The 25,286-nt window shown below is 62.0% G+C and carries 27 protein-coding genes; 12 read left to right on the plus strand and 15 right to left on the minus strand.

Annotated features, from left to right (window positions below):
• Nucleotides 1-61 precede the first annotated feature (61 nt).
• Both GC121_RS11365 and queA read left to right on the plus strand, forming a co-directional pair.
• The gene (locus tag GC121_RS11365) at nt 62-772 is read left to right on the plus strand and encodes a peptidylprolyl isomerase (RefSeq protein WP_151974440.1); all 711 of its coding nucleotides are present in this window, start codon (nt 62-64) and stop codon (nt 770-772) included.
• A gap of 30 nt (nt 773-802) precedes the next feature.
• Nucleotides 803-1,834: a tRNA preQ1(34) S-adenosylmethionine ribosyltransferase-isomerase QueA gene (gene queA / locus GC121_RS11370; protein ID WP_151974442.1), complete on the plus strand. Its 1,032-nt coding sequence runs from the start codon at nt 803-805 to the stop codon at nt 1,832-1,834.
• Here queA and GC121_RS11375 read toward each other — a convergent pair.
• Nucleotides 1,831-2,541: a hypothetical protein gene (locus GC121_RS11375; RefSeq protein WP_151974444.1), complete on the minus strand. Its 711-nt coding sequence runs from the start codon at nt 2,539-2,541 to the stop codon at nt 1,831-1,833. The two genes, queA and GC121_RS11375, sit on opposite strands and share 4 nt — an antisense overlap.
• A 154-nt stretch (nt 2,542-2,695) precedes the next feature.
• Here GC121_RS11375 and GC121_RS11380 point away from each other — a divergent pair, with 154 nt between their 5' ends.
• Genes GC121_RS11380 through GC121_RS11400 form a run of 5 tightly spaced genes read left to right on the plus strand, consistent with a single transcriptional unit; the run spans nt 2,696 to nt 6,820 of the window.
• The gene (locus GC121_RS11380) at nt 2,696-3,640 is read left to right on the plus strand and encodes an ABC transporter ATP-binding protein (RefSeq protein ID WP_151974446.1); all 945 of its coding nucleotides are present in this window, start codon (nt 2,696-2,698) and stop codon (nt 3,638-3,640) included.
• A complete protein-coding gene (locus GC121_RS11385; RefSeq protein WP_199857934.1) occupies nt 3,640-4,407 on the plus strand; it encodes an ABC transporter permease in 768 nt (255 codons plus the stop codon). The genes GC121_RS11380 and GC121_RS11385 overlap by 1 nt, the downstream gene beginning before the upstream one ends.
• An 18-nt stretch (nt 4,408-4,425) precedes the next feature.
• On the plus strand, nt 4,426-5,385 hold the full coding sequence (locus GC121_RS11390; protein ID WP_151974450.1) for a YdiY family protein: 960 nt from the start codon (nt 4,426-4,428) through the stop codon (nt 5,383-5,385).
• A complete protein-coding gene (gene tgt, locus GC121_RS11395) occupies nt 5,375-6,511 on the plus strand; it encodes a tRNA guanosine(34) transglycosylase Tgt (protein ID WP_151974452.1) in 1,137 nt (378 codons plus the stop codon). The genes GC121_RS11390 and tgt overlap by 11 nt, the downstream gene beginning before the upstream one ends.
• Before the next feature lie 36 nt (nt 6,512-6,547).
• Nucleotides 6,548-6,820, plus strand: a complete 273-nt coding sequence (locus tag GC121_RS11400; protein ID WP_234421218.1) for a chorismate mutase — start codon at nt 6,548-6,550, stop codon at nt 6,818-6,820.
• A 171-nt stretch (nt 6,821-6,991) separates the two neighbouring features.
• Here GC121_RS11400 and rpsD read toward each other — a convergent pair whose 3' ends face one another.
• From rpsD to rpiB, 6 genes are all read right to left on the minus strand, one after another.
• Entirely contained in the window at nt 6,992-7,606 is a 615-nt protein-coding gene (gene rpsD, locus GC121_RS11405) for a 30S ribosomal protein S4 (RefSeq protein WP_151974456.1), read from the minus strand.
• 170 nt (nt 7,607-7,776) lie between these two features.
• Nucleotides 7,777-8,508, minus strand: a complete 732-nt coding sequence (locus GC121_RS11410) for an RNA methyltransferase (RefSeq protein WP_151974458.1) — start codon at nt 8,506-8,508, stop codon at nt 7,777-7,779.
• Nucleotides 8,492-8,983, minus strand: coding sequence for a transcriptional regulator NrdR (gene nrdR / locus GC121_RS11415; protein WP_151974460.1), 492 nt, complete (start codon nt 8,981-8,983; stop codon nt 8,492-8,494). Before nrdR ends, GC121_RS11410 begins: the two co-directional genes overlap by 17 nt.
• A gap of 6 nt (nt 8,984-8,989) precedes the next feature.
• Entirely contained in the window at nt 8,990-9,226 is a 237-nt protein-coding gene (locus tag GC121_RS11420) for a hypothetical protein (protein ID WP_199857843.1), read from the minus strand.
• Between the two features lie 5 nt (nt 9,227-9,231).
• On the minus strand, nt 9,232-10,539 hold the full coding sequence (gene glyA, locus GC121_RS11425; protein ID WP_151974462.1) for a serine hydroxymethyltransferase: 1,308 nt from the start codon (nt 10,537-10,539) through the stop codon (nt 9,232-9,234).
• Nucleotides 10,540-10,552: 13 nt separating this feature from the next.
• A complete protein-coding gene (gene rpiB, locus GC121_RS11430) occupies nt 10,553-10,993 on the minus strand; it encodes a ribose 5-phosphate isomerase B (RefSeq protein WP_151974464.1) in 441 nt (146 codons plus the stop codon).
• 146 nt (nt 10,994-11,139) lie between these two features.
• On the opposite strand from rpiB, the gene GC121_RS11435 reads away from it, so the two are divergent.
• Nucleotides 11,140-11,592, plus strand: coding sequence for an isoprenylcysteine carboxylmethyltransferase family protein (locus GC121_RS11435; RefSeq protein ID WP_151974466.1), 453 nt, complete (start codon nt 11,140-11,142; stop codon nt 11,590-11,592).
• Here GC121_RS11435 and GC121_RS11440 read toward each other — a convergent pair.
• From GC121_RS11440 to GC121_RS11470, 7 genes are all read right to left on the minus strand, one after another.
• A complete protein-coding gene (locus tag GC121_RS11440) occupies nt 11,589-12,248 on the minus strand; it encodes a ParA family protein (protein ID WP_234421220.1) in 660 nt (219 codons plus the stop codon). The genes GC121_RS11435 and GC121_RS11440 overlap by 4 nt on opposite strands.
• A gap of 209 nt (nt 12,249-12,457) precedes the next feature.
• Complete coding sequence (locus GC121_RS11445; protein ID WP_151974468.1) at nt 12,458-12,997, minus strand: pseudouridine synthase; 540 nt, start codon at nt 12,995-12,997, stop codon at nt 12,458-12,460.
• Between the two features lie 17 nt (nt 12,998-13,014).
• Nucleotides 13,015-13,593 carry a DUF2059 domain-containing protein gene (locus tag GC121_RS11450; protein WP_151974470.1) on the minus strand — a complete coding sequence of 193 codons (579 nt, stop codon included), beginning with the start codon at nt 13,591-13,593 and terminating at the stop codon, nt 13,015-13,017.
• Nucleotides 13,594-13,614: 21 nt separating this feature from the next.
• Complete coding sequence (gene rpoD, locus GC121_RS11455) at nt 13,615-15,633, minus strand: RNA polymerase sigma factor RpoD (RefSeq protein WP_151974472.1); 2,019 nt, start codon at nt 15,631-15,633, stop codon at nt 13,615-13,617.
• Between the two features lie 10 nt (nt 15,634-15,643).
• Entirely contained in the window at nt 15,644-15,871 is a 228-nt protein-coding gene (locus GC121_RS11460) for a hypothetical protein (protein ID WP_151974474.1), read from the minus strand.
• 159 nt (nt 15,872-16,030) lie between these two features.
• Complete coding sequence (gene dnaG, locus GC121_RS11465; RefSeq protein WP_151974476.1) at nt 16,031-17,872, minus strand: DNA primase; 1,842 nt, start codon at nt 17,870-17,872, stop codon at nt 16,031-16,033.
• Between the two features lie 149 nt (nt 17,873-18,021).
• The gene (locus tag GC121_RS11470; protein ID WP_151974478.1) at nt 18,022-18,474 is read right to left on the minus strand and encodes a GatB/YqeY domain-containing protein; all 453 of its coding nucleotides are present in this window, start codon (nt 18,472-18,474) and stop codon (nt 18,022-18,024) included.
• 149 nt (nt 18,475-18,623) lie between these two features.
• Between GC121_RS11470 and carA the strand changes: the two genes are divergently transcribed.
• Nucleotides 18,624-19,802 carry a glutamine-hydrolyzing carbamoyl-phosphate synthase small subunit gene (gene carA / locus GC121_RS11475; protein WP_151974480.1) on the plus strand — a complete coding sequence of 393 codons (1,179 nt, stop codon included), beginning with the start codon at nt 18,624-18,626 and terminating at the stop codon, nt 19,800-19,802.
• 598 nt (nt 19,803-20,400) lie between these two features.
• Here carA and GC121_RS11480 read toward each other — a convergent pair.
• The gene (locus GC121_RS11480) at nt 20,401-20,754 is read right to left on the minus strand and encodes an endonuclease domain-containing protein (RefSeq protein WP_255478892.1); all 354 of its coding nucleotides are present in this window, start codon (nt 20,752-20,754) and stop codon (nt 20,401-20,403) included.
• Nucleotides 20,755-20,895: 141 nt separating this feature from the next.
• Between GC121_RS11480 and GC121_RS11485 the strand changes: the two genes are divergently transcribed.
• The 3 genes from GC121_RS11485 (at nt 20,896) to carB (ending at nt 25,274) form a co-directional block, all read left to right on the plus strand.
• Nucleotides 20,896-21,468 (plus strand): hypothetical protein, encoded by a 573-nt coding sequence (locus GC121_RS11485; RefSeq protein ID WP_151974484.1) that lies wholly within the window; start codon nt 20,896-20,898, stop codon nt 21,466-21,468.
• A gap of 85 nt (nt 21,469-21,553) precedes the next feature.
• Nucleotides 21,554-21,961, plus strand: coding sequence for a hypothetical protein (locus tag GC121_RS11490; protein WP_151974486.1), 408 nt, complete (start codon nt 21,554-21,556; stop codon nt 21,959-21,961).
• Entirely contained in the window at nt 21,945-25,274 is a 3,330-nt protein-coding gene (carB, locus tag GC121_RS11495) for a carbamoyl-phosphate synthase large subunit (protein ID WP_151974488.1), read from the plus strand. Before GC121_RS11490 ends, carB begins: the two co-directional genes overlap by 17 nt.
• Nucleotides 25,275-25,286: the final 12 nt, after the last annotated feature.

The raw sequence follows: 25,286 nt of genomic DNA on the forward strand, positions 1-25,286 counted from the left end.
CTGTCAGCCCGCCGCCACTAACACCGCGGGCATACTGAGGACTTCAACCCGGATGGGATTTATGTTTCGCACTTTCGCGCTTTCGGCGCTTGCCGCACTTACGATGGTTTCCACTTCTGCCACGGCGCAGGAAACCAACCTCCAGCCCGCTGTCGAGCAGGTGCAATCGGCCATTCCGCAATTCGGCGATATGCCGCTGCGCGTCAATTTCGACATGAATGAAGACCGCGAGAACATCCTCCTGCTCGATTTGTCGACCGGAGAGCGGGTGGCTATCCGTCTGGTCCCGCAATGGGCGCCCAACCATGTTGAGCGGATCAAGACGCTGACCCGCGACGGGTTCTATAACGGCGTTCCCTTTCACCGCGTGATCGACGGCTTTATGGCACAGACGGGCGATCCGACGGGCACCGGGCAGGGCGGCTCGACGCTCCCCGATCTGGAAGCCGAATTCAACTTCCTCCCCCATGTGCGCGGCACCGTGTCGATGGCGCGCGAGGGCGGCAATGAAGACAGCGCGAACAGCCAGTTCTTTATCGTCTTCTACCCGACTTTCGCGCTCGACCGGAACTACACCAATTTCGGCCGCGTCATTCACAATATGGCAGCCGTCGACGCGATTTCGCGTGGCGAGCCGCCGGCAAACCCCACGCGGGTTTTGCAGGCTTCCATCGCGGCGGACAACATCCCGCAAATGATGCCGCGGCCTGACGCTCCGGCGGAGGATGCAGTCATCACCCTGGATATGCTCAACGCGCCCGCCGGCGAGTAGGCCTTTACCGACCGGTGGGGCGCACGTTCGGTGAAGGTTGACCTGTTCGATTTCGATCTGCCGCAAGAGCTGATCGCGCTGCGCCCTGCGGTGCCGCGCGATGCGGCGCGGATGTTGCTGGTGCGCGGGGACGAGCCGTTTGCCGACAAGGGCGTGCGCGACCTGCCCGATCTGCTCGAACCCGGCGATGTGCTGGTGTTCAACGACACCCGCGTGATCCCGGCGCAGCTGGAGGGCAGGCGTGGTGAGGCAAAGGTCGGCGTGACCTTGCACAAGCGCGAGGATTTGCGCCGTTGGCAGGCCTTTATCCGCAATGCCAAGCGCGTGCGCGAGGGTGACGAGCTGGTGTTCGGCGGCGGAGTAACCGCCATTGCCGAAACGCGCCATCCCGATGGCTCCTTCACGCTGGCCTTCGCGGGCGAGGAGCCGGTTGAAGTGCTGCTCGAACGTGCGGGCAGCATGCCGCTGCCGCCCTACATTGCGGGCAAGCGCCCCACCGACGAACGCGACCGCGCGGATTACCAGACGATGTTCGCGCGCGAGGACGGGGCGGTGGCCGCGCCCACGGCGGCGCTACACTTTACGCCCGAACTGATCGTGGCCCTCGATGCACGCGGGGTGAAGCGCGAGACGATCACGCTCCATGTCGGCGCAGGCACCTTCCTGCCGGTGAAGGCCGAGGATACAGACGATCACGCGATGCATTCCGAATGGGGCCGCATCACGGCTGACGTCGCCGCGCGCCTCAACGCCGCACGCGCTGCGGGAGGGCGCATTATCGCGGTGGGCACCACCAGCCTGCGCACGCTGGAAAGCGCGGCGGGGTCGGATGGCACAATCCAGCCTTTCGCCGCCGACACCGACATTTTCATCACGCCCGGCTATCGCTTCAAAGCCGTCGACGGGCTGATGACCAATTTCCATTTGCCCAAATCAACGCTGATGATGCTCGTGAGCGCGCTGATGGGCCGCGAACGGATGCTGGCGGCTTACGAACACGCCATCGCGCAGAAGTACCGCTTTTACAGCTACGGCGATTCGAGCCTATTGTTGCCTGCCTAGAACCGTACTTGCTGGCCGTAATAATTGCCGCCGCTGCTGGCGAGATAGCTGACAATGTTCGTCATGCTGTGCGCGTCCATTCCGCTGGTACCGTTGTTGATAATCAGCTCCTCGCCCAGATGGTTGCCGATCGCCTTGGTGGCGAGCGAGACGGGGTCGTTCCACTGGTTCACGCACAAAAAGCGGTTGGCGGGACTGATCGAATAGCCGAGCTGCGAGGTTGTTGGCGCGTTGAAGGCCATGCCTTTTAATCCCAGCTCCGCCGCCACCATTTGCGACAAGCCGCCGCCCAGCGAATGGCCCACGACATAGGTGGTGCTGCCATGCCCTGCCGTGCCGAGCGTATCGCGCACCAACGCAAGTGCTTCGCGAAACTGCCACTCGAGCAATTGGCGGCCGAGCTCGATAGAGATCGCCGCAGCGGGGTTGGTGATATAGACCGCCAGCGTCACACTGCGTCCCGCAAAGCCTACGTCGGCGGCGAGATCGCGAATGTCGGTACCCGCTTCGCCGCTCATGTCGGTGCCGGCAAAGGCGATGATATTGGTCTGGTTCCTGCCGCTGGACTGGCGGTAGAGGCCGCCCTTGAAGCCATTGGAGCGTTCGCGAAAGCTGATGCGGGTGTAATTGGGCACCAAAACGCTGTTGGATGGCGAATAGATCGCATCGGCCATGGCGGCAAATTCATGGATCGTCGGACAAGGCATCGCATTCTCCCCCTCGAGATGTGCGCGCGATTGTTTCGCTGCGGTGCGGCCCGTTGCGCCATGTTCCCCAAAGCAGTGGCCAAGTGCAAGCCCAAATTGTGCTCGCGCGCTTTTGGGCTTGGAGCGGAGAGCAATCGTCTCCACATTGCGCACGATGGAATCCATTCTCGACATTCGCGGTCTCGAAAAGACCTATTCCGGCGGAGTACAGGCGCTCAGGGGCGTTGATCTGGCGATCCGCAAGGGCGAGATTTTCGCGTTGCTCGGCCCCAATGGTGCGGGCAAAACCACGCTGATCGGCGCGGTGTGCGGGCTTGTTCGGCCTACGGGCGGGACGATGCACGCATTCGGGCTCGATATCGCCAAGCACTGGAAGACCGCGCGTCGGCGCATCGGACTGGTGCCGCAGGAACTCAGCTTCGACATGTTTGATACGGTGATCCGGCAGGTGCGCTATTCGCGCGGAATGTTCGGCTGCCCGCCGGACGAGGCGAAGGTGGAGGAGATCCTCAGAAGCCTCAGCCTGTGGGACAAGCGCGATGCGCAGATCCGCCAGCTATCGGGCGGGATGAAGCGGCGGGTGATGATCGCCAAGGCGCTGAGCCACGATCCAGAACTGCTATTTCTCGACGAGCCGACGGCGGGCGTCGATGTGGAATTGCGCCGCGATATGTGGCGGCAGATCGACGCGCTGCGCGCGCGCGGCGTGACGATCATTCTCACCACCCACTATATCGAAGAAGCCGAGGAAATGGCCGACCGTGTGGGTGTCATCAATGCAGGCGAAATCCTGCTGGTGGATGACAAAGACGCGATGATGGCGCAGCTCGGCCGCACCGAAGCGCATTTCGAACTGGCCGAGGCGATGGCGGAAGTGCCAACGAGCCTCTCCGCCTATCCGCTGCATCTGGAAAAGGATGGCCAAAGCCTCGTCTATCGCGGCGGCGACGGGACAGGGAAGGGCAAACGCGAAATCGCAGAACTGGCGCAGGAACTCACCCGCCAGGGCATCGGCTTTACCGGCCTCGATACCCGCGAAAGCACGCTGGAGGATATTTTCGTCGATCTTGTCCACCAGCGCGAAGAGGAGGCGGCGTGATGCATCTCAACCTGCGCGGCGCCTACGCCATCTTCAAGAACGAGCTGATGCGGATGTTCCGCACTGCTTTCGGCTCGATCCTCTCACCGGTGATCACCACCTCGCTCTATCTCGTCGTGTTCGGCGCGGCGATGGGGCGGCAGGTGGAGACGACCGCAGGCGTACCCTACGGTGCCTTTATCGTGCCCGGCCTGCTGATGCTCACCCTGCTCAGCGAAAGCACCAGCAATGCGAGTTTCGGGATCTATATGCCCAAATTCACCGGCGCGATTTACGAGCTGCTCTCCGCACCCGTCGGCGTGGTCGAAACGCTGATCGGCTTTGTCGGCGCGGCGGCGGTGAAGTCTTTGATCCTTGCCGCGATCATTCTGGGAACGGCGGCGCTGATTATCGATTACCAGATCGCCTATCCAGTGCTGGCCTTCTTCTATATCCTGCTGGTGGCGGCGACCTTTTCGCTGCTAGGCTTTATCATCGGGCTGTGGGCGAACAGTTTCGAGAAGCTGCAAATCGTGCCGCTGCTGGTGCTGACCCCGCTCACCTTCCTTGGCGGCACGTTCTACACGCTCGAAATGCTGCCCGAGCCGTGGCGCACGATCTCGCTCGTCAATCCGGTGGTTTATCTGGTGAACGGGCTGCGCTGGACGTTCATTGGCGAATCCGACCTGCCCATCGCGGTATCGCTGGGGGCGACGCTGGCGTTCTTGCTGGTTTGCGTCGGGATTATCGCGTGGATATTCAAGACAGGCTGGCGTCTGCGCGAATGAGGCGTTAGCAGGCGCGGCATGACCAGACTGCTTTCCCTTTCTGCTCCGCTCCTTCTGCTCGCCACACCTGCTTTCGCGCAGGATGCGGCGCCGCCACTCCCCGAAGCCGCCGCAGCGATGATCGACGCGGCGATTGCCAATGGCGATGCCGACGACGTGCAAGCGGTGTTCAACGCGGCCCGTGCAGCCTTCCCCGAAAGCGCAGCGCAAATCGACGCGCGCTGGCAGACCTATCAGGCTGCGCAGGCGCAGCGTGCTGCCGCCGCTGCTGCGGCCCAGCAAGAGGCGATCCGGCAGGCGGGCCTGTTTGAGAATTGGAGCGGGGAAGGGCAGATCGGCGGCTTCCAGTCCTCCGGCAATACCGATGAAATCGGTGTCTCAACTGCGCTGAGCCTGAACCGCGACGGGATCAACTGGCAGCATCGCCTGCGCTTTGCTGCCGATTATCGGCGACAGGACGGAACGACAACGCGCGAACAATTGCTCGCCCAGTATGAACCGCGTTACCAGATTGACGAAGACCTGTTCGCCTTCGGCCTTGCCCAGTTCGAGCGTGACAACCGGCAAGGCTATGCGGAACGCTACGTCGTCTCGGGCGGGTTGGGATACCGTGTGCTCAATTCCGATGGGCTGCATCTCTCGATCAAGGCCGGGCCGGCCTACCGCGTCACCGATTTCACCGATGGCCGCCGCAACCAGAACCTTGCCGCGCTGTTCGGCGTAGATTTCGACTGGCAGATCAGCGATACGATCAAGCTGACGCAGGACGCCAACTCCACGGTCGAAACCGGAGGCGAGGCGCTGGTGGTGATCGACAGCGCGAACACCAGCATTACCGCGACGACCGGGCTCGAAGCGACGATTATCGGCAATCTGCGCGCGCGGGCGTCCTGGGCCGTCGAATATGACAGCAATCCCGGCGTGGGTGCTGAAACGACCGACACGCTGACGCGCTTCACGCTGATCTATGGCTTCTGACAAGCCCCGCTTCCGCTTCACGCTGAACGCGACCGATGGCCGCGCGCGCACCGGGCAGATCGAAATGCGCCGCGGGACGATCCGCACGCCTGCTTTCATGCCGGTGGGCACGGCGGGCACCGTCAAGGCGATGAAGGTGGAAGATGTGCGCGCGACCGGTGCGGACATTATCCTCGGCAACACCTATCACCTGATGCTGCGCCCCGGTGCGGAGCGAGTGGCCAAGCTGGGCGGCTTGCACCAGTTCATGCGCTGGAACCGACCGATCCTCACCGATAGCGGCGGCTATCAGGTGATGAGCCTCTCGGACTTGCGCAAGCTGACCGAGAAAGGCGTGGAGTTCCGAAGCCATATCGACGGCTCGAAGCATATGCTTTCCCCTGAGCGCAGCATGGAAATCCAGCGCCTGCTCGGCTCCGACATCGTGATGGCGTTCGACGAATGCCCGCGTGCCGACCGCCCGATGAGCGAGATCGCGGCGAGCATGGCGCTGTCTATGCGCTGGGCGCAGCGCAGCCGCGACGGGTTTGACAGTGGGCAGGAACACGCATCGCGCGCGGCCCTGTTCGGCATCCAGCAAGGTGCCTTGAACGAAGAGCTGCGCGGCCATTCGGCAGAGGCGCTGCGCGCCATCGGATTCGACGGATACGCTATTGGCGGCCTTGCCGTGGGCGAGGGGCAGGAGGCGATGTTCGGCGTGCTCGACTACGCGCCCGCCATGCTGCCCGAAGACGCACCGCGTTACCTGATGGGCGTCGGCAAGCCCGACGATCTGGTCGGCGCGGTGGAGCGCGGGGTGGATATGTTCGACTGTGTGCTGCCGACCCGCTCGGGCCGCAACGGGCAAGGCTTTACCTGGGATGGCCCGGTCAATCTGCGCAATGCCCGCCATGCGGAGGATACCGGCCCGCTCGATCCGCGTTGCCCGTGCCCGACCTGCACCAGCTACAGCCGCGCCTATCTCCACCATCTGCACAAGAGCGGCGAGATCCTCGGCGCGATGCTGCTCACCGAGCACAATCTCAGCTTCTATCAGCAGTTGATGCAGGCGATGCGCGATGCCATTAGCGCGGGGACATTCGATGATTTCGCCCGAAACTTTCGCCGCGATTACCTGAAAGCCTGACGCCTAATGCCAAAACTGCCCGAAGACTGTTCCACAATGCCCGAAGTGCGCGAGGGCGTGGATGCGACCGACCGCGAGCTGGTGGCGCTGCTCGCTCGGCGGTTCGGCTATATGCGCGCGGCGGCCCGCATCAAGCCGAGCCGCGATGTGGTGCGCGACGAGGAACGCAAAGCGGCGGTGATCGCGGCGGCACAGGCAGAAGCGCGCGCAGCAGGCCTTCCCGAAGCCGTGATCGGCGAAATCTGGGAAGTGCTGGTCGAAGGCTCGATTGCTTACGAATTTGACGAGTGGGATCGGGTTCGGACGTAATTTCCGGCGTCGAACACCTACCCCGCTGCGACTAGTTCACTACGTTCACAAGTCTCGCTGCCCCTCCCTCAAGGGAGCGGCAGCGAGACTTGCGATGCCAATTTTGCGCACCCCACAAACGAAAAGGGCGGCCCCGCAGGACCGCCCCTTTTTGTCGCAACACCCGAAGGATTAGCGCGAGTAGAACTCGACCACCAGGTTCGGTTCCATCGTCACCGGATAGGGCACCTCGTCCAGCGTGGGCACGCGGATGAAGTTCACCTTGTCATTGCCATCCACCGAAACGTAGTCGGGGATGTCACGCTCGGGCAGGCTCTGCGCTTCGATGACCAGTGCCATTTCCTTGGCCTTGTCGCCCAGCGAGATCACATCGTCCACATCGCAGCGACGCGAGGCAACGTTGCACTTCACGCCGTTCACCTTGATGTGGCCGTGGCTGACGAGCTGGCGCGCGGCGAAGATCGTCGGCGCGAACTTGGCGCGGTACACAATCATGTCGAGGCGGCGTTCCAGCAGGCCGATCAGGTTCTGGCCGGTGTCGCCCTTCATGCGGCTGGCCGCCTTGTAGGTTGCCTTGAACTGCTTTTCGGTGACGTCGCCGTAATAGCCCTTCAGCTTCTGCTTGGCGCGCAGCTGCAGGCCGAAGTCCGACATCTTGCCCTTGCGACGCTGGCCATGCTGGCCGGGGCCGTAGGAACGCTTGTTCACCGGGGAATTGGGACGACCCCAGATGTTTTCGCCCATCCGGCGGTCGAGTTTGTGCTTGGCGCTGGTGCGCTTCGTCATGAGACGTATCCTTCAATTTGCTGGGCCACCCCGATGGCAGCCATTCAACCCGGCATCGCACCGCCTGACCTGCTGCCAGACGCGGCTACCGCTTCACCGGGGTGCGGAGCCAATTTGTCGCGAGGTCGCGCAATTAGCGGCGCGGGCGCGGAAGTCAAGCGGGAAGCGGATCAATCATCGCCGCGCGGTTGCCGCGCAAGCGTCGTCAGCACCCCGCGCAGGGTGCGCACTTCCAGATGGTTCCAGCCGGGCTTGGTGAGCACCCCGCGCAAGGTGCGCCGCGTGGTCTCTGCACGGGCTTCGGGGAAGAAATAGTCGCGGGGTTCGAGCATCCGCTCCAGATGCGCGATCAGGCCCTCCAACTCTCCCTGCGGGGCAGGGGGCAGGAGCTCATCCCGCGTCGGCATGGCCAGATCGGCATTCTTGGACAGCTCATACGCCACCAGAATTACCGCTTGCGCTAGATTGAGCGAGCCGAATTCGGGATTGATCGGCGCGGTCACAATGGTGCGGGCCAGCGCCACGTCGTCGGTCTCCAGTCCCGACCGCTCCGGCCCGAACAGGAAGGCGCTGCGCCCGGCCTGCTGCGGCACTTCGCGTGCCGCCTGTTCGGGGGTCAGCACGGGCTTGGTCACGCCGCGCTTGCGCACCGTGGTAGCGTAGACGTGCGCGCAATCGGCCACCGCCTCTGCCGTGGTGTCGAAGACCTGCGCCTGTTCGAGCACGATATCCGCGCCCGAGGCTGCGGGCCCGGCGGACGGATTGGGCCAGCCATCGCGCGGGGCAACGATGCGCATTTCGGTCAGCCCGAAATTGAGCATGGCGCGCGCGGCCTTGCCGATATTCTCACCCAGTTGTGGGCGGACAAGCACAATGACGGGTGGCTCAGCTTCCAGCGGCATCGCGCCCACCGGCTTCTTCCACGGCGCTGGCAAAGTCCTGGAAATCCTTCGCCTCGCTGAAATCGCGATAGACGCTGGCGAAGCGGATATAGGCGACACTGTCCAATTGCCGCAGCCCGTCCATCACCATCTGCCCGATGCGTTCGGAAGCGATTTCGCTTTCACCGGCGGTTTCCACCTGCCGCTGGATTCCCGAGACGAGTTGGTCGATCCGCTCCTGCTCGATCCCGCGTTTGCGAACAGCGAGCGCGACCGATTGTTCGATCTTGGAGCGGTCAAAAGCCTCGCGCCGCACTTCGCCGCCATCGCTGCCCGATTTGACGACCGTCACCTCGCGTAGTTGCACCCGCTCGAACGTGGTGAAACGCGCGCCGCACCCCTCGCACTGGCGACGGCGTCGGATCGAGGTGTTGTCTTCGGTCGGGCGCGAATCTTTGACCTGGCTGTTATCATGCGCGCAAAAGGGGCACCGCATGAACGCTTACGGTCTGACCCGCTTGTAGAGCATGAAGCCCGCGCCCACGACCAAGCCGATGGGCCAGGTGACAATCGGCAGAAGGCCCGCCGCAACCGCGCCGACGGCAGCGCCGACAGCCACCGGCTTGACCGACGGATGCGAGAGACCCTCGCGCCCCATCGCTTTGGCTTCCTCCACCGCATCCTTCAGGATGAAGCGGTCAATATCATTATCGTCTCTGCGACGCGGATCGTTCGTCATCTCTCTTACATTCCCGGATAGACGGGGAAATTCGCGCACAATTCGCCAACTTCGCGGCGAATGCGCTCTTCCACCTGTGCGTCACCATCTTCGCCGTTGCGACTCATCCCTTCGACGACCTGACAGATCATAGCACCGATCTTGCGGAACTCGGCAGGGCCAAATCCGCGCGTTGTGCCCGCAGGCGTGCCAAGGCGGATGCCGCTCGTCACAAACGGGCTGCGCATGTCGAAGGGGATGCCGTTCTTATTGCAAGTGAGATAGGCGCGGTCGAGGCCCTTCTCCGCCGCCTTGCCGGTCACATCCATCGCAGTCAGGTCAACCAGCATAGAGTGGTTGTCGGTGCCGCCCGAAACAATGCGCAGACCATTTTCCTCAATGCTGGCAGCCAGCGCGCGGGCGTTTTCGACCACCGCGTGGGCATAGAGCTTGAAATCCGGCTGCAGCGCCTCGGCAAAGGCTACGGCTTTGGCGGCGACGATATGCATCAGCGGGCCGCCCTGCATTCCCGGGAAGACCGCCATGTTGAAAGGCTTGGTAAACTTTTCGTCATTCCACAGGATGATCCCCGAACGCGGGCCGCGCAGGCTCTTATGCGTAGTGGAGGTCACCACATCAGCATGGGGAAAGGGCGAGGGGTGCGCGCCGCCAGCCACCAGACCGGAAATGTGGCTCATATCCACCATCAGGATCGCGCCGACTTCATCCGCCACCTTGCGGAAGGCTGCCCAGTCCCAGATGCGGCTGTAGGCGGTGCCACCGGCGATGATGAGCTTGGGCTTGTGCTCTTTCGCGGTCGCCATCACCGTGTCCATGTCGATCGTCTCGCTATCCTTGTCGACCCCGTAGGCGACCGGATTGAACCACTTGCCGCTCATATTGACCGGCGAGCCATGCGTCAGGTGGCCGCCCGAATTGAGATCGAGCCCCATAAAGGTATCGCCCGGCTGGAGCAGGGCGAGGAACACCGCCTGGTTCATCTGCGAACCGGAGTTGGGCTGCACATTGGCGAAATTGCAGCCGAACAGCTTGCACACACGTTCGATGGCCAGCGTTTCCACCACGTCCGCATAGTCGCAGCCGCCGTAATAGCGCTTGCCCGGATAGCCCTCGGCATATTTGTTGGTGAACACGCTGCCCGCGGCTTCGAGCACGGCTTTGGAAGCGATGTTCTCGCTCGCGATCAGTTCGATCTTGTCGCGCTGGCGGGCGAGTTCCTTGTTGATCGCTGCAGCGATATCGGGATCAGCCTCGGCCAGGCTGTCGCTCCAGAAGCGGGACATATCGGGCGTGATGATTTCTTGGGTAGCCATAGGGGGTTCCGTTTCAGGAGAGCTTGTCAACGCGGCGCTGGTGCCTGCTATTTGGGTCATTGGCACCAGCAAATTCTGTTTCGAGGAAGGCGGCAAGGCACGCCTTGGCCATTTCGCCGCCCGTCAGGCGGGCGCCCATGGCGATGACATTGGCGTTATTGTGCTCGCGCGACAAGGCAGCGGAAAGCGGTTCGGAGACCAAGGCGCAGCGGATCGCGGGATTGCGGTTGCAGGCGATCGAAATGCCGATCCCGCTGCCGCATAGAGCCACGCCGCGTTCCGCCGTGCCTTCGGCGACGACTTCAGCCAGTTTGCGGCCATAATCGGGGTAATCGACGCTTTCGCCCGGCGCGGGGCCAAGATCGGCCACTTCGTGACCCTGTTCGATAAGCCAGTCGCGCAGTTCGGCCTTCAGGTCGGTCGCGGCATGGTCGGAGGCAATGGCGATACGCATGGCAGGCGACATAGGGGAGGGGGCAGCGATTCTCCACCCCTTGCAACACAGTTTTCGCCCATTCGCCATTGGCCGCAGACGAATGTCTTGGCGAACCGATGCTGGCACGCTTGCCGCCGCAACGTCCCGCGCATTAAGAGGGGGAAATGAACAACCGGATTCCCCCACCCGTTATCGGGCTGCTGACCGCATTCTTGATGTGGTTTGCCGCGAACAGCGTTCCGCAAGCCGCCTTTTCGGTGCCGGGCCAGATGGTGCTGGCCGCCGTGTTGGCCGCTGCTGGTCTGGCGATTGAGCTGGTGGCTGTCGCCGCCTTCATCCGCGCGCGCACCACCGTCAATCCACTGGTGCCGGAGCGGGCGAGCGAATTGGTAACCGATGGGCTCTACCGGATCAGCCGCAATCCGATGTATCTCGGGATGGCGCTGCTGCTGGCAGGCTGGGGCATGTGGCTGGGCAATGGCGCGAGCTTGCTCGGCATTGCCGTCTTCGTACTTTACATCACCCGCTTCCAGATCATGCCGGAAGAAGCAGCGCTGGCGGCGCGGTTTGGCCCGCAATTCGCGGCCTATCGCGCCAAAGTGCGGCGCTGGATCTAGGCTTTCAGCCCCAGCTGATTTGCCGCCCATTTCCACAATGCCGCGACTTCCTGCGCGGCCTTGCCATTGGCATCGATTTCCGCCGCCACTTCGCCCTTTGCGGAGGAGCGGTGGAAATCTGCCCGCTCTCCCAGCGTAACGGGGCAGGTTTCGAGCCCGAGCGCCTTCGCAGCTTCGGTCGCCTCGGCCACCTGCTTTGTCGCGCGGGCGGGCACGGCGTTGAGCACCACAAAAGCCTTTGTTCCGGCGAATTGCACCATTTCCGCAATGGCTTCCAGCGCATGGAGATCGAAGGCGCGCGGGCGGGTGGGCATCAGCACCAGATCGGCAATCTTGATCGCCTCGCGCATGGCCGCCTCGGCGTGGGGCGGGGTGTCGATCACGGTCAACCCCAGCCCTTGCTTGCCCGCATTTTCGACCGTGCGCGCGAGCCGGGCGGGGGGAGCGGTGACAACCGTGGGCAAGAAATCGCCGCGCCAATCGCCCCAAGCCGCGGCGGTGGCTTGCGGATCGGTATCGATGACGCAGGCCGGATGCTTCGCCTCCACTGCGCGCGTGGCGAGGTGCAAAGCGAGCGTCGTCTTGCCCGAGCCGCCCTTCTGGCTGACGATTGCTATCGATTTTGGGGCGATGGTTTTGGGAGCAGGAGTGGGCACGCGGACGATCCTTGATTTGTACTATCGGGTCTGTCCTCTCCGAAACCGCGAATGCCACAGCACGGGGCGGGAGTCTATTGTGCGATCAAGAGCCCTTCCCTTGGGGGAGTCGAAGACGGCGCGCAGCGCCTACGGTTGGGATGGGGGTTCGGCATCAAATTGGCGTGGAACCCCCACCCCGAGCCCCTCCCCAAGGGGAGGGGAGTTAGTTAGCCCTCCCGCCATTCGCCCGGCTGGAGATCGCCCAGCGACCAATCGCCGATGCTGATGCGCACGAGGCGCAGGGTCGGGTGGCCCACCGCCGCTGTCATTCGCCGAACTTGGCGGTTTTTCCCCTCGCGGATCGTGAGTTTGAGCCAGCTATCGGGCACGCTCTTGCGAAACCGCACGGGCGGATCGCGCGGCCAGAGCTGCGGATCATCAATCCGCTCCGCCTCCGCAGGGCGCGTGCGGCCGTCATTGAGATCGACGCCTTGCGCGAGTTGCCGGATGGCATCGGAGGAAGGCTCCCCTTCGACTTGCACGAGGTAAGTTTTGGCGAACTTGAATTTCGGATCAGCAATCCGCGCCTGCAACCGCCCGTCATCGGTAAGCAGCAACAGCCCCTCGCTATCCCGGTCGAGCCTGCCTGCGGGGTAGACACCGCGAATGTCGATGTAATCGGAAAGCGTCGCGCGCTGCGTCGGACTGCCGCGATCGGTGAATTGCGACAGCACGTTCATCGGCTTGTTGAAGAGGATCAGGGGCATTGCGCTAGGCAGAGCGACTAATCGCCTCCCTTTGCACCTTCCGACTGGCTCAGCGTTTCCGTCAGATCGCGCAGGAGCTCCTGCTGCAGCCCCGGCATATAGGTCATGTATTCGTCAATATAGGCTTGGTTCGCTTCGGCATAGGCGGGGTGCGTGTTCAGGTTGGTGACGCGCGTCAGAAATCCCCGTCCGGCGGGCGATGACACAAATTCACGAATGGCAAGCAACTCTTCGCGCGAGAAGGAATCTGCATAAGCCAGCGCCATCCCTTCCATCATGTCATCGATATGCCGCGACAGGACATCGCTGGTTGTCTCCAACACGCGGGCAGCAAAGCGGTCAAACACGCGCTCCAAGCGCGGGTCGGATTGCCATTGCGGGTTGCCAGCACGCATTTGCGCAATCAACTGATCGGCAACACCTAGCATTGAACCTATCCGCGTTTCTTCGGGAAATCCCAATTCGATTACTTCGCGCGCCAGTTCGAGATTGCTGACCTGCTCTGCGTCAGCCGCCGTCTCGGCCTCCTGCGCGAAGGACGCGGAGGGCACCGGAAGCAGCAGCAGCGCTGCGGCGGACGCGAAGTAACTCTTCATATTTGCGATCCCGAGAAGTGACTACTGATCCAGGAAACTCCGCATCTTCCGGCTGCGGCTCGGATGTTTGAGCTTCCGCAAAGCCTTCGCCTCGATCTGCCGGATGCGTTCGCGGGTCACGCTGAACTGCTGGCCGACTTCTTCCAGCGTATGATCGGTGTTCATCCCGATGCCGAAGCGCATCCGCAGCACGCGTTCTTCACGCGGGGTGAGGCTGGCGAGCACGCGGGTGACGGTTTCCTTGAGGTTCGCCTGGATCGCCGCATCCACGGGGATGATCGCGTTCTTGTCCTCGATAAAATCGCCAAGGTGCGAATCTTCCTCGTCGCCAATCGGCGTCTCCAGCGAAATCGGCTCCTTGGCGATTTTCATCACCTTGCGCACTTTCTCCAACGGCATGGAGAGGCGTTCGGCCATTTCTTCGGGTGTCGGCTCGCGGCCCTGTTCGTGCAGGAACTGGCGGCTGGTGCGCACCAGCTTATTGATCGTCTCGATCATGTGTACCGGAATACGGATGGTGCGCGCCTGATCGGCGATCGAGCGGGTGATCGCCTGCCGGATCCACCACGTGGCATAGGTGCTGAACTTGTAGCCGCGGCGATACTCGAACTTGTCGACCGCCTTCATCAGGCCGATATTGCCTTCCTGAATAAGATCAAGGAATTGCAGGCCACGGTTCGTATATTTTTTGGCAATGGAAATCACCAGACGCAGGTTCGCCTCGACCATTTCCTTCTTGGCAATACGCGCCTCGCGCTCGCCCTTCTGCACCATGTTCACGATGCGGCGGAATTCGGTGAGGCTCATGCCAGTCTGGCTGGCGATATCGGCGATTTCGACGCGAATACGTTCCACCGCGTCGGCCTCTTTCTCGGCAAAAGCGGCCCACTTCTTGTCCTTCTTCGCCTTTTCGGCGAGCCAGTTTTCATCCAGCTCGTTGCCGACATAGGAATTGAGGAAGTCGATCCGCTTCACCTTCTGGCGCTCGGCCAGACGCAGCATCTGGCCGCCCAGCGCGGTCAGACGACGGTTGAAGGCGTAGAGATTGTCGACCAGATATTCGATCTTGGTCGCGTGGAACTGCACGCTTTCGACCTCGGCGGTCAGCTCTTCGCGCAAGGATTCGTACTTGTTTTCCTTGGCCTTGGGGAAAGCCTCGCCATTGGCGAGTGTTTCGACCCGTTCGGCCTGCAATTTCTCGAACTTCTTGAACAGATCGGTGATGCGGGCAAAGCGTTCGAGCGCGTCGGGCTTTAGCGCGGCTTCCATCTGCGCGAGCGACATGGTGTTGTCTTCTTCATCATCGTCGTCGCGCTGCTTGGAGGTGCCTTCGCCGTCCTCGTCCTCACTGTCCTCGTCTTCTTCCTCATCCTCGTCATCGTCGCGGATGGAGGGGCCGGCGGTTTCTTCCGAAATCTCGCCGTCATCATCGTCTTCGCCGTCCTCCATCTTGTCGACCGGAGGCTCCTTGGAAAGCATCGCATCGAGATCGAGAATCTCGCGCAGCTGCATTTCCTCGTTATTGAGCGCCTCGGACCACATGATGATGGCGTGGAACGTGATCGGGCTTTCGCAAAGGCCGATAATCATCGTGTCGCGGCCGGCCTCGATCCGCTTGGCAATGGCGATTTCGCCTTCGCGGCTGAGCAGTTCCACCGCGCCCATTTCGCGCAGATACATCCGCACCGGATCATCGGTGCGGCCTTCGCCGGCGACGGATTTCTTCTTTTCGGGGACGTTCTGCTTCGGGCCGTCGGCGACATCGGAACCAGCAGGCGCGATTTCCTCGGGGCCTTCATCCTCGTCCTCGGCATCTTCAGCGCTCTCGACGATCTGCACGCCCATATCCGACAGCGCGGTCTGGATATCCTCGATCTTGTCGGCGCTCATCTGGTCGCTGGGCAGCGCTTCGTTGAGCTCATCATAGGTGATGTAGCCCTTGCGCTTCGCCTTCGCGATCATCTTCTTGAGCGTCGATTCGTTGAGATCGATCAGGGGGGCGTCTTCTGCCCCTTGGGATTTCTTAGCCTTGGTCGCCATTATCAGGTCGTCAGTCCGTTTTATGATCGTCCGGAGCCTGTTTTACAGGTTCGGGCGAAGTATCCAGATCAGCTGCAAGCGCAGCCCGTTTTCTTGCCATTTGGCCGAGTCGCGCCTCAATTTCCAGCTTTCGTTTGCGCAAGCGTTGTTGCTCGGCAAAGGCGCCTTCGGGATCGGTAGCGAAACGACGCGTGGCATCTGCAATTGCCGCTTCCAATGCGGGCCTTTCGACCAGCATGGCAATGGCTTCGGCCAGTTCCTCCCTCGCGGCGCCCGGATCATGGCCTTCGCTGAGGAAGGTAAATCGGGTGTTATCCGGCGGCGGCGGCAGGATGTCTGTAGGGGATATGGGCGGAATATCGCCCGCTTCAAGCGGGCAAGGGAAGATTTCCCAACCTTATGCTACGAGTAACTTTCGAATGCTTGGGAGAAAGTCCTCCACTTGAGCCCTCAATCGCTGTTGCTCGACATATATTTCATCTCGAAGGTCTTGTTCGAACGATGCATTCACGCGAGCAAGGAGCTCTTTCCACTCTGGTAGGCCAGCATAAAGCCCTACGCCCTTTTCTAGACTTTTTTCCGCGTCATCATCGCTTGCTCTTGGCCAGACGAAAGTGAAACGTAAGCGCCCGTAATCCTCAGGCTTTGGCAATTCCTGACCGGCTGTTTTTAGTACAGCCCCCATTGTAATTGGGTCAAGCTCAAGTCCGTCTTGCCAAGCTTCAATGAGTAGGCGGAGACGCGGGTCGAGTTCCACTTCTGGGATCGCGAAAATGTCTGCTGCATGAGCAGGAATAAGGTATGGCCTGCGCAACAAGCCGGCCGTAAGCGCGCTGCCAAGGCGGTTGCGTAAATACTGCTCTTGTTTCGTTAAAGCGGCAGAGTGCTTAAGCGCATCTCTCCGACGCTTCTCTTCGACAAAATCTATAATGTTGGTCGAACGCTTTTGCGTCCACTCACGCTTCTTAAATTCCCTCTGCGGGAAGGCAAGCCTGCCATACAGGTCAAGCAACTCTCGCTTATAAAGGGATTTAATGTCCGGATGCTGGATAGCAGCAACATGATCCAGCAGCCGCTCTTTCAGCCCGGCTTTGTCCTCGGGCGAGGTAAGCGGCTGCGCCTCGCGCTCATGCTCCCAGATCAGGTCGAGCAGCGATTTGGGCCGGGCGAGCAAGGTCTCCATCGCCGCCGCGCCGCGTTGTTTTACCAGATCATCGGGATCGAGCCCTGCGGGCAGCTGGACGATTTGCAGGCTGTGTCCGGGGCGCAGCAGGGGCAGGGTGCGCTCCGCCGCGCGCATCGCGGCACGCTGGCCCGCCGCATCGCCGTCAAAACACAGCACCGGTTTGTCCGCCATGCGCCAGAGCAGTTCGACCTGCGTTTCGGTCAAGGCCGTGCCCATCGGCGCGACCACATCCTCGAACCCTGCTTGGGCGAGGGCGATCACGTCCATATAGCCTTCGACCGCGATCACCCGCTCGGTCTTGCGGCTCGCCGCGCCTGCGCGGTGGATATTGTAGAGCGTGCGCCCCTTGTCGAACAGTGGCGTATCGGGCGAGTTCAGATATTTCGCAATGCCGTCACGGCTCTCCAGAATGCGCCCGCCAAAGGCGATCACCCGCCCGCGCGCATCCTGAATCGGCAGCATCAGCCGCCCGCGAAAGCGCGCATAGGGCAATTTGTCGTCAACCGCGATCAGCAGCCCCGCCTCGACCAACATCGCCTCGTCAAATTGCGATAGCGCCTGTTTGATCGCCAGCTTGTCGTCGGGGGCATAGCCGAAACCGAACTGTTCGATCATCCGCTGCGACAACCCGCGCTTCTCCAGATAGCGCCGTGCGCCTACTCCCTCGTCCGAAGCCAGCCGCGCCACGAACCAGTCCTGCGCTGCCTGCATGACGTCATGCAGGCTCGCGCGCTTCTCCGCCCGCTCGGCGGCACGCGGATCGGGGGCGGGAACTTCCATTCCTGCCTCTGCAGCGAGTTCCTTCACCGCATCCATGAATTGCAGCCCGCGCTGCTCGATCATCCAGTCGATCGCGCTGCCATGTGCCTGACAGCCGAAGCAGTGATAGAACCCCTTCTGGTCGTTGACGTAGAAGCTGGGTGTCGCCTCGTTATGGAACGGACAACACGCCTTCCACTCACGCCCGGCGCGTTGGAGATTCACCGTCTTCTGAACCAGAGAAGACAGTGTGATTCGCGATTTTAATTCGTCAAGCCACTGTGGGGTAAGCATAACGCTGACCCGACTCCTTTTTCGACTCTTGCTCGGGGTGCGAATGCTACATTTTTGTTAAGCAGATGGCGAGGAGCGAATGCCCTACAATCACCCCTCCCGCAGGCGGGAGGGGAGTTTTTTGTGCAACGACCTTGCGGCGTTGCGCCTTAGCTCAGCGCCTCTTTCACCCAGCCGCTCGCCTTTGACATATCGAGCACGGTCGCGTGGCGGGCTTTGAGTTCGGCCATCACGCGGCCCATATCCTTCATGCCGCCTGCGCCAAGCTCGGCCTTGATCGCTTCGATCGCAGCCTTTGTCTCGATTTCGCCCAATTGCGTGGGCAGGAATTCCTCGATCACCGCCAGTTCGGCCTGTTCCTGCTCGGCGAGTTCGGTGCGGCCGCCATCTTCGTACATCTGGATCGACTCGCGGCGCTGCTTGGCCATCTTTTGCAGGACATCGACCACCAGCGCATCGTCATCATCGACCGGCCCCTTGGTGCGCAGTTCGATATCCTTATCCTTGATCTTCGCGCCGATCAGGCGGAGCGCGGCGGTGCGGGGCTTGTCGCCCGCCTTCATCGCGGTGACGGTTTCGGACTTGATCTGGTCGCGCAGCATCGGTTCTCTCGCTAGAATCTGTGGATGGTTGGCCCCTCATGTAGAGGGCCGCGAAATAAAGCCAAGCCCGCGCTTGACGGGAGCACAGTGCACGCTTAGCCGCTGGGACTTAGCACACATTGCCGGTCAACTGATTCACGGGAGCCACCATGGCCTTTTCCGCCTCTTCGTCTGCGCCCAAGGGAGCTACGGGTGTTCTCGTTCTTGCTGACGGCACGATCATCTGGGGCAAGGGCTTCGGCGCGACCGGCTCGGCGGTGGGCGAGGTCTGCTTCAACACCGCGATGACGGGGTATCAGGAAGTGCTGACCGACCCCTCCTACGCCGCGCAGATCGTCACCTTCACCTTCCCGCATATCGGCAATGTCGGCACCAATGGCGAGGACGTCGAAAGCCTGGTGGAAGGCGCGGTGGGCTGCGTGGTGCGCGAGGAAGTGACGAAGCAGTCCAATTTCCGCAGTGAGACCGAGTTCACCGAATGGATGGCAAAGCACGGCAAGATCGGCCTCTCGGGCGTCGATACCCGCGCGCTGACCCGCCGCATCCGCCAGACGGGCGCGCCCAATGCGGTGATCGCGCATTCGCCGGAGGGCGTGTTCGACCTCGATGCGCTGCTCCAGCGGGCGCAGGAATGGCCGGGGCTTGAGGGGATGGACTTGGCCGTGCGGGTGACGCGGGAGGCACGCGAGGATTGGTCGGGCGGTTACTGGCGGCTGGGCCATGGTTACGGGCGCGCCGCGTGGGACGGTAAGCCCCACGTTGTGGCGATCGACTACGGCGCGAAGGACAATATTTTTCGCAATCTCGTAAAGGCGGGCGCGCGGGTGACGGTGGTTCCGGCGAAGACCTCGCTAGAAGACATCATGGCGCTCAAACCCGATGGCGTGTTCCTGTCGAACGGCCCCGGCGATCCGGCGGCGACGGGGGAATATGCGGTGCCGGTGATCCGCGCGCTGCTGGAGGCGGACGTGCCGCTCTTCGGCATCTGCCTCGGCCACCAGATGCTCGCGCTGGCGGCGGGCGCGAAGACGATGAAGATGCACCAGGGGCATAGAGGCGCGAACCATCCGGTGCAGCGTGTCGGCGAAAACTGGGGCGCGAGCGCGGGACTGGTCGAGATCACCAGCATGAACCACGGCTTCGCGGTGGATGCTGCGACCTTGCCCGAAGGCGTGGAGCAAACCCACGTGTCGCTGTTCGACGGCTCGAACTGCGGGATCGCGATTGCAGGGAAGAAGGCGTTCGGGGTGCAGTATCACCCGGAAGCGAGCCCGGGGCCGCAGGACAGTTTCTATCTGTTCGAAAGGTTTGTGGGGATGTTGGGATAGCCTATGGCGAATTGGCGTAAAATCGCTGGAGTGTCAGGCTGTGTAGTACTGCTCGTCGGCTTTTTGATTCTAAGTCCGGGACTTCTTTTTGGAGCAATGCTTATCGCGGCATCAGAGCGGACAATTTATGAGCGAGTTGAGTCCCCAGATGGCTCGCGTGAAGCCAGAGTTCAATTTGACGATGCTGGCGCAGTTAGCGGATACCACCGCGTCGTCTTCGTCAAAAGTTCTTGGAACCCAAGCGATACACCAAGACTGAGTTGTCGAGCCTTTTGGGGTCATGGCCAAGCCGACATAACCCTCCGCTGGGATGACGACACGACCCTGGTCATCGAGCATCACGTAGCCCCTCAAAACGTCCGTGATGTAGCTGAAAATTGCGGACCGGTCCGAATTGTCTCGATACCTACAACTCCTTTTGAGAATTTCTAATGCCTGCCCGACTCGCTATCTCCTCCATCTTCGCCAGCGGCGCGACCCGCTCCCTTCCCATTGGGGAAGGGTTGGGGATGGGGGTTCGACGGTGAAAGGGCAGGGCTACCTTTCGGGCGTTGTACACCCATCCCCCAACCCCTTCCCTCAAGGGAAGGGGGGCTTTTCAGCACTCATTTCTCGCCAGAGCAATCTCCTCCGCAATCACGTGCAGCACGCCGTCGATATTGCCGAGGACTTCGTTGTTCCAGAACCGGATCACCTTGTAGCCATGCGCTTCGATCACCCGCGTCCGGCCCGCGTCCGTGCCACTCTCCGCGTGCTGCCCGCCGTCGAGCTCGATGGCGAGGCGCAGTTTTCGGCAGGCGAAGTCGGCGATGAAGTCTCCGATCCGGTGCTGGCGAGTGAAGGTCGCGTCACAGAATTGGCTGGCGCGCAGGTGCTGCCAGAGGCGCGTCTCCGCTTCGGTGGGATTGTTGCGCATTTCGCGCGCGAGTTGGGTCAAACGCTTTTTGGCCACCGTGGAACCCCCATCCCAACCCTTCCCCAAGGGGAAGGGCTATCAGCTTCGTCAAACTCTTGCACCACCAAATTCGCCTCCCCGTGGGGAGGGGTTAGGGGTGCGTGTGCGGCGCTAGCTAGCCTCGCGCTTCTCGCAGCCATGCCTGCCGCCGCCCAAGACATAACCCCCGTCTCCGTCCAACTTATGGAAGGCGTCGCTTTCATCGGCGAGGGCGGGGTTGAGCTTCAATCGGGGGTGGACGATACGGCCGTCGCCAGCTTCTGGCGGCCGCTGCAATATAACCATCAGGGCGAAGTGCTCGCGGGCCGCATGGAGTGCCGCGCGGCGGCCAAGCGCGAGCCCTATCGCGCCGCGCTCTACCAGCTTGAGCAGGTGCACGCGGCCAATCTTGCGCAGGAGCGGCTGCGTGGTTTCGAGGAGCTCGACACCCGCAGCGCGCCGGGCGATGTGGTCAGCCGGCTTGACGTGATGGGCCGCCGGACCTCGCCGCTGCGGTATCAGGTGCTCACCTATGTCGCCGTGCGCACCGGCAGCGATCTGGTGAGCATCCGCCAAAGCTGCACCTTCCTGCGCGATGGCCGCGTCTACCGGCAGGATTTTATGCGCTATGTGGACCGCCACACCAGCTTCGTTATCGTCCTGCCGCCGCCCGCCAGCGCAGACCCGCTGACGGCACCCACTCTTGATAGCCTTGTGGACATCGAAACCTAATGCCCGAACGTAACGACATCTCCTCCATCGGCGCTGGCATGCAGGGCATTTGCCACCTGTTCGGGAAGTTCTCGGGGGTGCTGGGGTGAGTCTGCCGATAATGGATCAACGTCAGGCCGATCTGACGCTGCTGATGACGGTGGTCGGGCGGTCGAATGACCGCAATCCTTCCGTCAGGAGCCTGCACTGGATCAGAAACCATCTGGCTTCGGGGGGATATCTGACCCCGGAGCAGTTCCAGTCTGCGCTCGACACCCTGATCGGGCATGGGTTTATCGCGCTCGAAAAGCCAGAGAGCGGCGATCGCGAATTGCTGCGCATCTGCGACTCGGGGCTGGCTTGGGTAAAATCGAATATCCGCGTGTATGTAGACGAGAAACCGATGTGGGAGCCGCTGCGCGAAGACTGGCAAATGACACCGCCTGCGCCTGAAGCAGGGCCCCTCCACACCACGACTGACAATGAAGGCAGTACCGATGCCGAAAAGAACTGACATCTCCTCCATCCTCGTCATCGGCGCTGGCCCGATTATCATCGGCCAGGCGTGCGAGTTCGATTACTCGGGCACGCAGGCGATCAAGGCGCTGAAGGAGGACGGGTATCGCGTCATCCTCGTGAACAGCAATCCCGCCACGATCATGACCGATCAGGACATGGCGGACGCCACCTATATTGAGCCGATTACGCCCGATATCGTCGCCAAGATCATCGCCAAGGAACGGCCCGATGCGCTGCTGCCGACGATGGGCGGGCAGACCGCATTGAATTGCGCGCTGGCGCTGGATGCGGATGGCACGTTGGCAAAATACGGGGTCGAGATGATCGGCGCGAAGGCCGATGTGATCGACAAGGCGGAAAACCGGATGCGCTTTCGCGATGCAATGGACGCGATCGGGCTGGAAAGCGCGCGCAGCGGCACCGCGCATACGCTGGAGGAGGCCTATGCCATCCTCGAACGCACCGGCCTGCCCAGCATTATCCGCCCCAGCTTCACCATGGGCGGGACGGGCGGGGGCATCGCCTACAACCGGCAGGAATTCGAGCGGATCGTGCGCAGCGGGCTCGATGCCAGCCCCACCACCGAAGTGCTGATCGAGGAATCGCTGCTCGGCTGGAAAGAATACGAGATGGAAGTTGTCCGCGACCGGAACGACAACTGCATCATCATCTGCTCCATCGAAAATGTCGATCCGATGGGCGTGCATACGGGGGATTCGATCACCGTCGCTCCCGCGCTGACGCTGACCGATAAGGAATACCAGATCATGCGCACCGCCAGCATCAATGTGCTGCGCGAAATCGGTGTGGAAACAGGCGGATCGAACGTGCAGTTCGCAGTCAATCCGAAGGATGGCCGCCTGATCGTGATCGAGATGAACCCGCGTGTCTCGCGCTCATCCGCGCTTGCATCCAAGGCCACCGGCTTCCCAATCGCGCGCGTCGCGGCGAAGCTGGCGGTGGGATACACGCTGGACGAGATTACCAACGAAATCACCGGCGCGACGCCTGCCAGCTTCGAACCGACGATTGATTACGTGGTCACCAAAGTCCCGCGCTTCGCCTTCGAGAAGTTCAAGGGCGCAGAGCCGCTGCTTTCCACTGCGATGAAATCGGTCGGTGAAGTCATGGCGATTGGCCGCAACTTCAAGGAAAGCCTGCAAAAGGCGCTGCGCGGGCTGGAAACCGGGCTCGACGGGTTCAACCGGATGCCTGCCCTGGAAGGGGCGGCTCGCGAGGCGATTACCGCCGCGCTCAGCCAGGCAACGCCCGACCGCTTGCTAAATGCCGGGCAAGCCTTCCGCGAAGGCTTCACCGTCGATGAAATCCACGCGATCACGCATTACGACAAGTGGTTCCTGCGGCATATCGAGGAGATTATCGCCGAGGAAAAGCGCATCGGCACCGATGGCCTGCCCAACAGTGCAGACGAGCTGCGCCGCCTGAAAGCGATGGGCTTTTCCGATAAACGTCTCGCCACTTTGGCGGTGCGTTCGGTGGGTGTCGCTGGCGGTCTGGGGGAAACGCAGGCGAAGCGCAGCGGGCTGCTCCACGATGCCCTGCGCGCCATGGCGGGCGCTACCAGCGAGGCCGAGGTGCGCGAGCTGCGCGAGAAGCTCGGCGTGCTGCCCGTCTACAAGCGGATCGATAGCTGCGCGGCGGAATTCGAAGCAATCACGCCCTATATGTATTCGACCTACGAAGCCCCCAGCTTTGGGGTGGCCGAGAACGAGGCTGACCCGTCCGAGCGCGAGAAAATCGTCATTCTCGGCGGCGGGCCGAACCGGATCGGGCAGGGGATCGAGTTCGATTACTGCTGCGTCCACGCCTGCTTCGCGCTCTCCGAAGCGGGCTATGAAACGATCATGGTCAACTGCAATCCGGAAACGGTTTCGACCGATTATGATACATCCGACCGCCTCTATTTCGAACCTTTGACCGCTGAGGATGTGCTCGAAATCCTGCGGGTTGAGCAGTCCAAGGGCACGCTCAAAGGCGTGATCGTGCAGTTTGGCGGGCAGACGCCGCTCAAGCTGGCGGGCGCGCTGGAGGCGGCGGGAATCCCAATCCTCGGCACCAGTCCGGATGCGATTGATCTTGCCGAAGACCGCGAGCGGTTCGCTAGGCTCGTCAACCAGCTGAAGCTGAAACAGCCCGAAAACGGCATTGCCTACAGCCATGAGGAGGCGCTCGCGGTGGCGCATCGCATCGGGTATCCGGTGCTGCTGCGCCCCAGCTACGTGCTCGGCGGGCGGGCGATGGAGATTGTCGACAGCGACGCGCAGCTGGAAAACTACATCAACACCGCGGTGGAAGTCTCGGGTGAATCGCCGGTTTTGGTCGACCAGTATCTGCGCGATGCGATCGAATGCGATGTCGATGTGCTGTGCGACGGGCAAGACGTCGTGGTGGCGGGCGTGATGCAGCATATCGAGGAGGCGGGCGTCCATTCGGGCGACAGCGCCTGTTCACTACCGCCCTACAGCCTGCCCGACGCAATCGTTGACGAGCTGGAGCGCCAGTCCGAAGCTCTGGCCCGTGCGCTCAAAGTGTGCGGGCTGATGAATGTGCAATTCGCCATCAAACAGGGCGAAGTGTATCTCATCGAGGTCAACCCCCGCGCCAGCCGCACCGTGCCCTTCGTCGCCAAGGCCACCGGCTCGCAAATCGCCAAAATCGCCGCGCGGGTGATGGCGGGGGAGAAACTGGCGGACTTGCCGCCTGTCAAACGCGATATCGACTATATCGCGGTGAAGGAGGCGGTGTTCCCCTTCGCCCGCTTCCCCGGCTCCGATCCCGTGCTCACACCGGAAATGAAGTCAACCGGCGAAGTGATGGGGATCGACAAGGATTTCCCCACCGCCTTCACCAAGTCGCAAATCGCCGAAGGCACGCGCCTGCCAGAGAAGGGGTGTATGTTCGTCTCGGTCAAGGATGGCGACAAGGCGCAGATTGTCGAACCGGTGCGCAAGCTGATCGATTATGGCTTCACCGCCATCGCCACCGGCGGCACGCAGGCCTATCTGCGCGAACAGGGCTTGCCGGTGGAGCGGGTGAACAAGGTGGCCGAGGGGCGGCCGCATATCGTCGACAAGATCATCGATGGTGAGATCGCGCTGGTGTTCAACACCACAGAGGGCTGGCAGAGCCACAAGGACAGCCAATCCATCCGCGCCTCGGCGCTGGAAGCGCGGGTTCCCTACTACACCACCGCTGCCGCTTGCGATGCTGTGGCAACCGCGATTGTCTCGGTTTCTGCGGCTGACCTTGCAGTCAAGAGCCTGCAGGACTATTATAGCGGGAAATAGACACCGTTTCTC

The organism is Erythrobacter sp. EC-HK427 (assembly GCF_902498745.1).
Taxonomy (GTDB): Bacteria; Pseudomonadota; Alphaproteobacteria; order Sphingomonadales; family Sphingomonadaceae; genus Alteraurantiacibacter.

Bases quoted from the DNA above. Each gene is read 5' to 3' on its own strand.
- GC121_RS11420 (WP_199857843.1), bottom strand. From the start codon at position 9,226: ATGACGAACGATCCGCGTCGCAGAGACGATAATGATATTGACCGCTTC.
- GC121_RS11485 (WP_151974484.1), top strand. From the start codon at position 20,896: ATGCCTGCCGCCGCCCAAGACATAACCCCCGTCTCCGTCCAACTTATG.
- tgt (WP_151974452.1), top strand. From the start codon at position 5,375: ATGGCTTCTGACAAGCCCCGCTTCCGCTTCACGCTGAACGCGACCGAT.
- GC121_RS11385 (WP_199857934.1), top strand. From the start codon at position 3,640: ATGCATCTCAACCTGCGCGGCGCCTACGCCATCTTCAAGAACGAGCTG.
- rpoD (WP_151974472.1), bottom strand. From the start codon at position 15,633: ATGGCGACCAAGGCTAAGAAATCCCAAGGGGCAGAAGACGCCCCCCTG.
- carA (WP_151974480.1), top strand. From the start codon at position 18,624: ATGGCCTTTTCCGCCTCTTCGTCTGCGCCCAAGGGAGCTACGGGTGTT.
- nrdR (WP_151974460.1), bottom strand. From the start codon at position 8,983: ATGCGGTGCCCCTTTTGCGCGCATGATAACAGCCAGGTCAAAGATTCG.
- GC121_RS11380 (WP_151974446.1), top strand. From the start codon at position 2,696: ATGGAATCCATTCTCGACATTCGCGGTCTCGAAAAGACCTATTCCGGC.
- GC121_RS11445 (WP_151974468.1), bottom strand. From the start codon at position 12,997: ATGCCCCTGATCCTCTTCAACAAGCCGATGAACGTGCTGTCGCAATTC.
- rpsD (WP_151974456.1), bottom strand. From the start codon at position 7,606: ATGACGAAGCGCACCAGCGCCAAGCACAAACTCGACCGCCGGATGGGC.
- GC121_RS11470 (WP_151974478.1), bottom strand. From the start codon at position 18,474: ATGCTGCGCGACCAGATCAAGTCCGAAACCGTCACCGCGATGAAGGCG.
- carB (WP_151974488.1), top strand. From the start codon at position 21,945: ATGCCGAAAAGAACTGACATCTCCTCCATCCTCGTCATCGGCGCTGGC.
- GC121_RS11450 (WP_151974470.1), bottom strand. From the start codon at position 13,593: ATGAAGAGTTACTTCGCGTCCGCCGCAGCGCTGCTGCTGCTTCCGGTG.
- glyA (WP_151974462.1), bottom strand. From the start codon at position 10,539: ATGGCTACCCAAGAAATCATCACGCCCGATATGTCCCGCTTCTGGAGC.
- GC121_RS11365 (WP_151974440.1), top strand. From the start codon at position 62: ATGTTTCGCACTTTCGCGCTTTCGGCGCTTGCCGCACTTACGATGGTT.
- GC121_RS11375 (WP_151974444.1), bottom strand. From the start codon at position 2,541: ATGCCTTGTCCGACGATCCATGAATTTGCCGCCATGGCCGATGCGATC.
- dnaG (WP_151974476.1), bottom strand. From the start codon at position 17,872: ATGCTTACCCCACAGTGGCTTGACGAATTAAAATCGCGAATCACACTG.
- GC121_RS11400 (WP_234421218.1), top strand. From the start codon at position 6,548: ATGCCCGAAGTGCGCGAGGGCGTGGATGCGACCGACCGCGAGCTGGTG.
- GC121_RS11390 (WP_151974450.1), top strand. From the start codon at position 4,426: ATGACCAGACTGCTTTCCCTTTCTGCTCCGCTCCTTCTGCTCGCCACA.
- rpiB (WP_151974464.1), bottom strand. From the start codon at position 10,993: ATGCGTATCGCCATTGCCTCCGACCATGCCGCGACCGACCTGAAGGCC.
- GC121_RS11410 (WP_151974458.1), bottom strand. From the start codon at position 8,508: ATGCCGCTGGAAGCTGAGCCACCCGTCATTGTGCTTGTCCGCCCACAA.
- GC121_RS11460 (WP_151974474.1), bottom strand. From the start codon at position 15,871: ATGCTGGTCGAAAGGCCCGCATTGGAAGCGGCAATTGCAGATGCCACG.
- GC121_RS11435 (WP_151974466.1), top strand. From the start codon at position 11,140: ATGAACAACCGGATTCCCCCACCCGTTATCGGGCTGCTGACCGCATTC.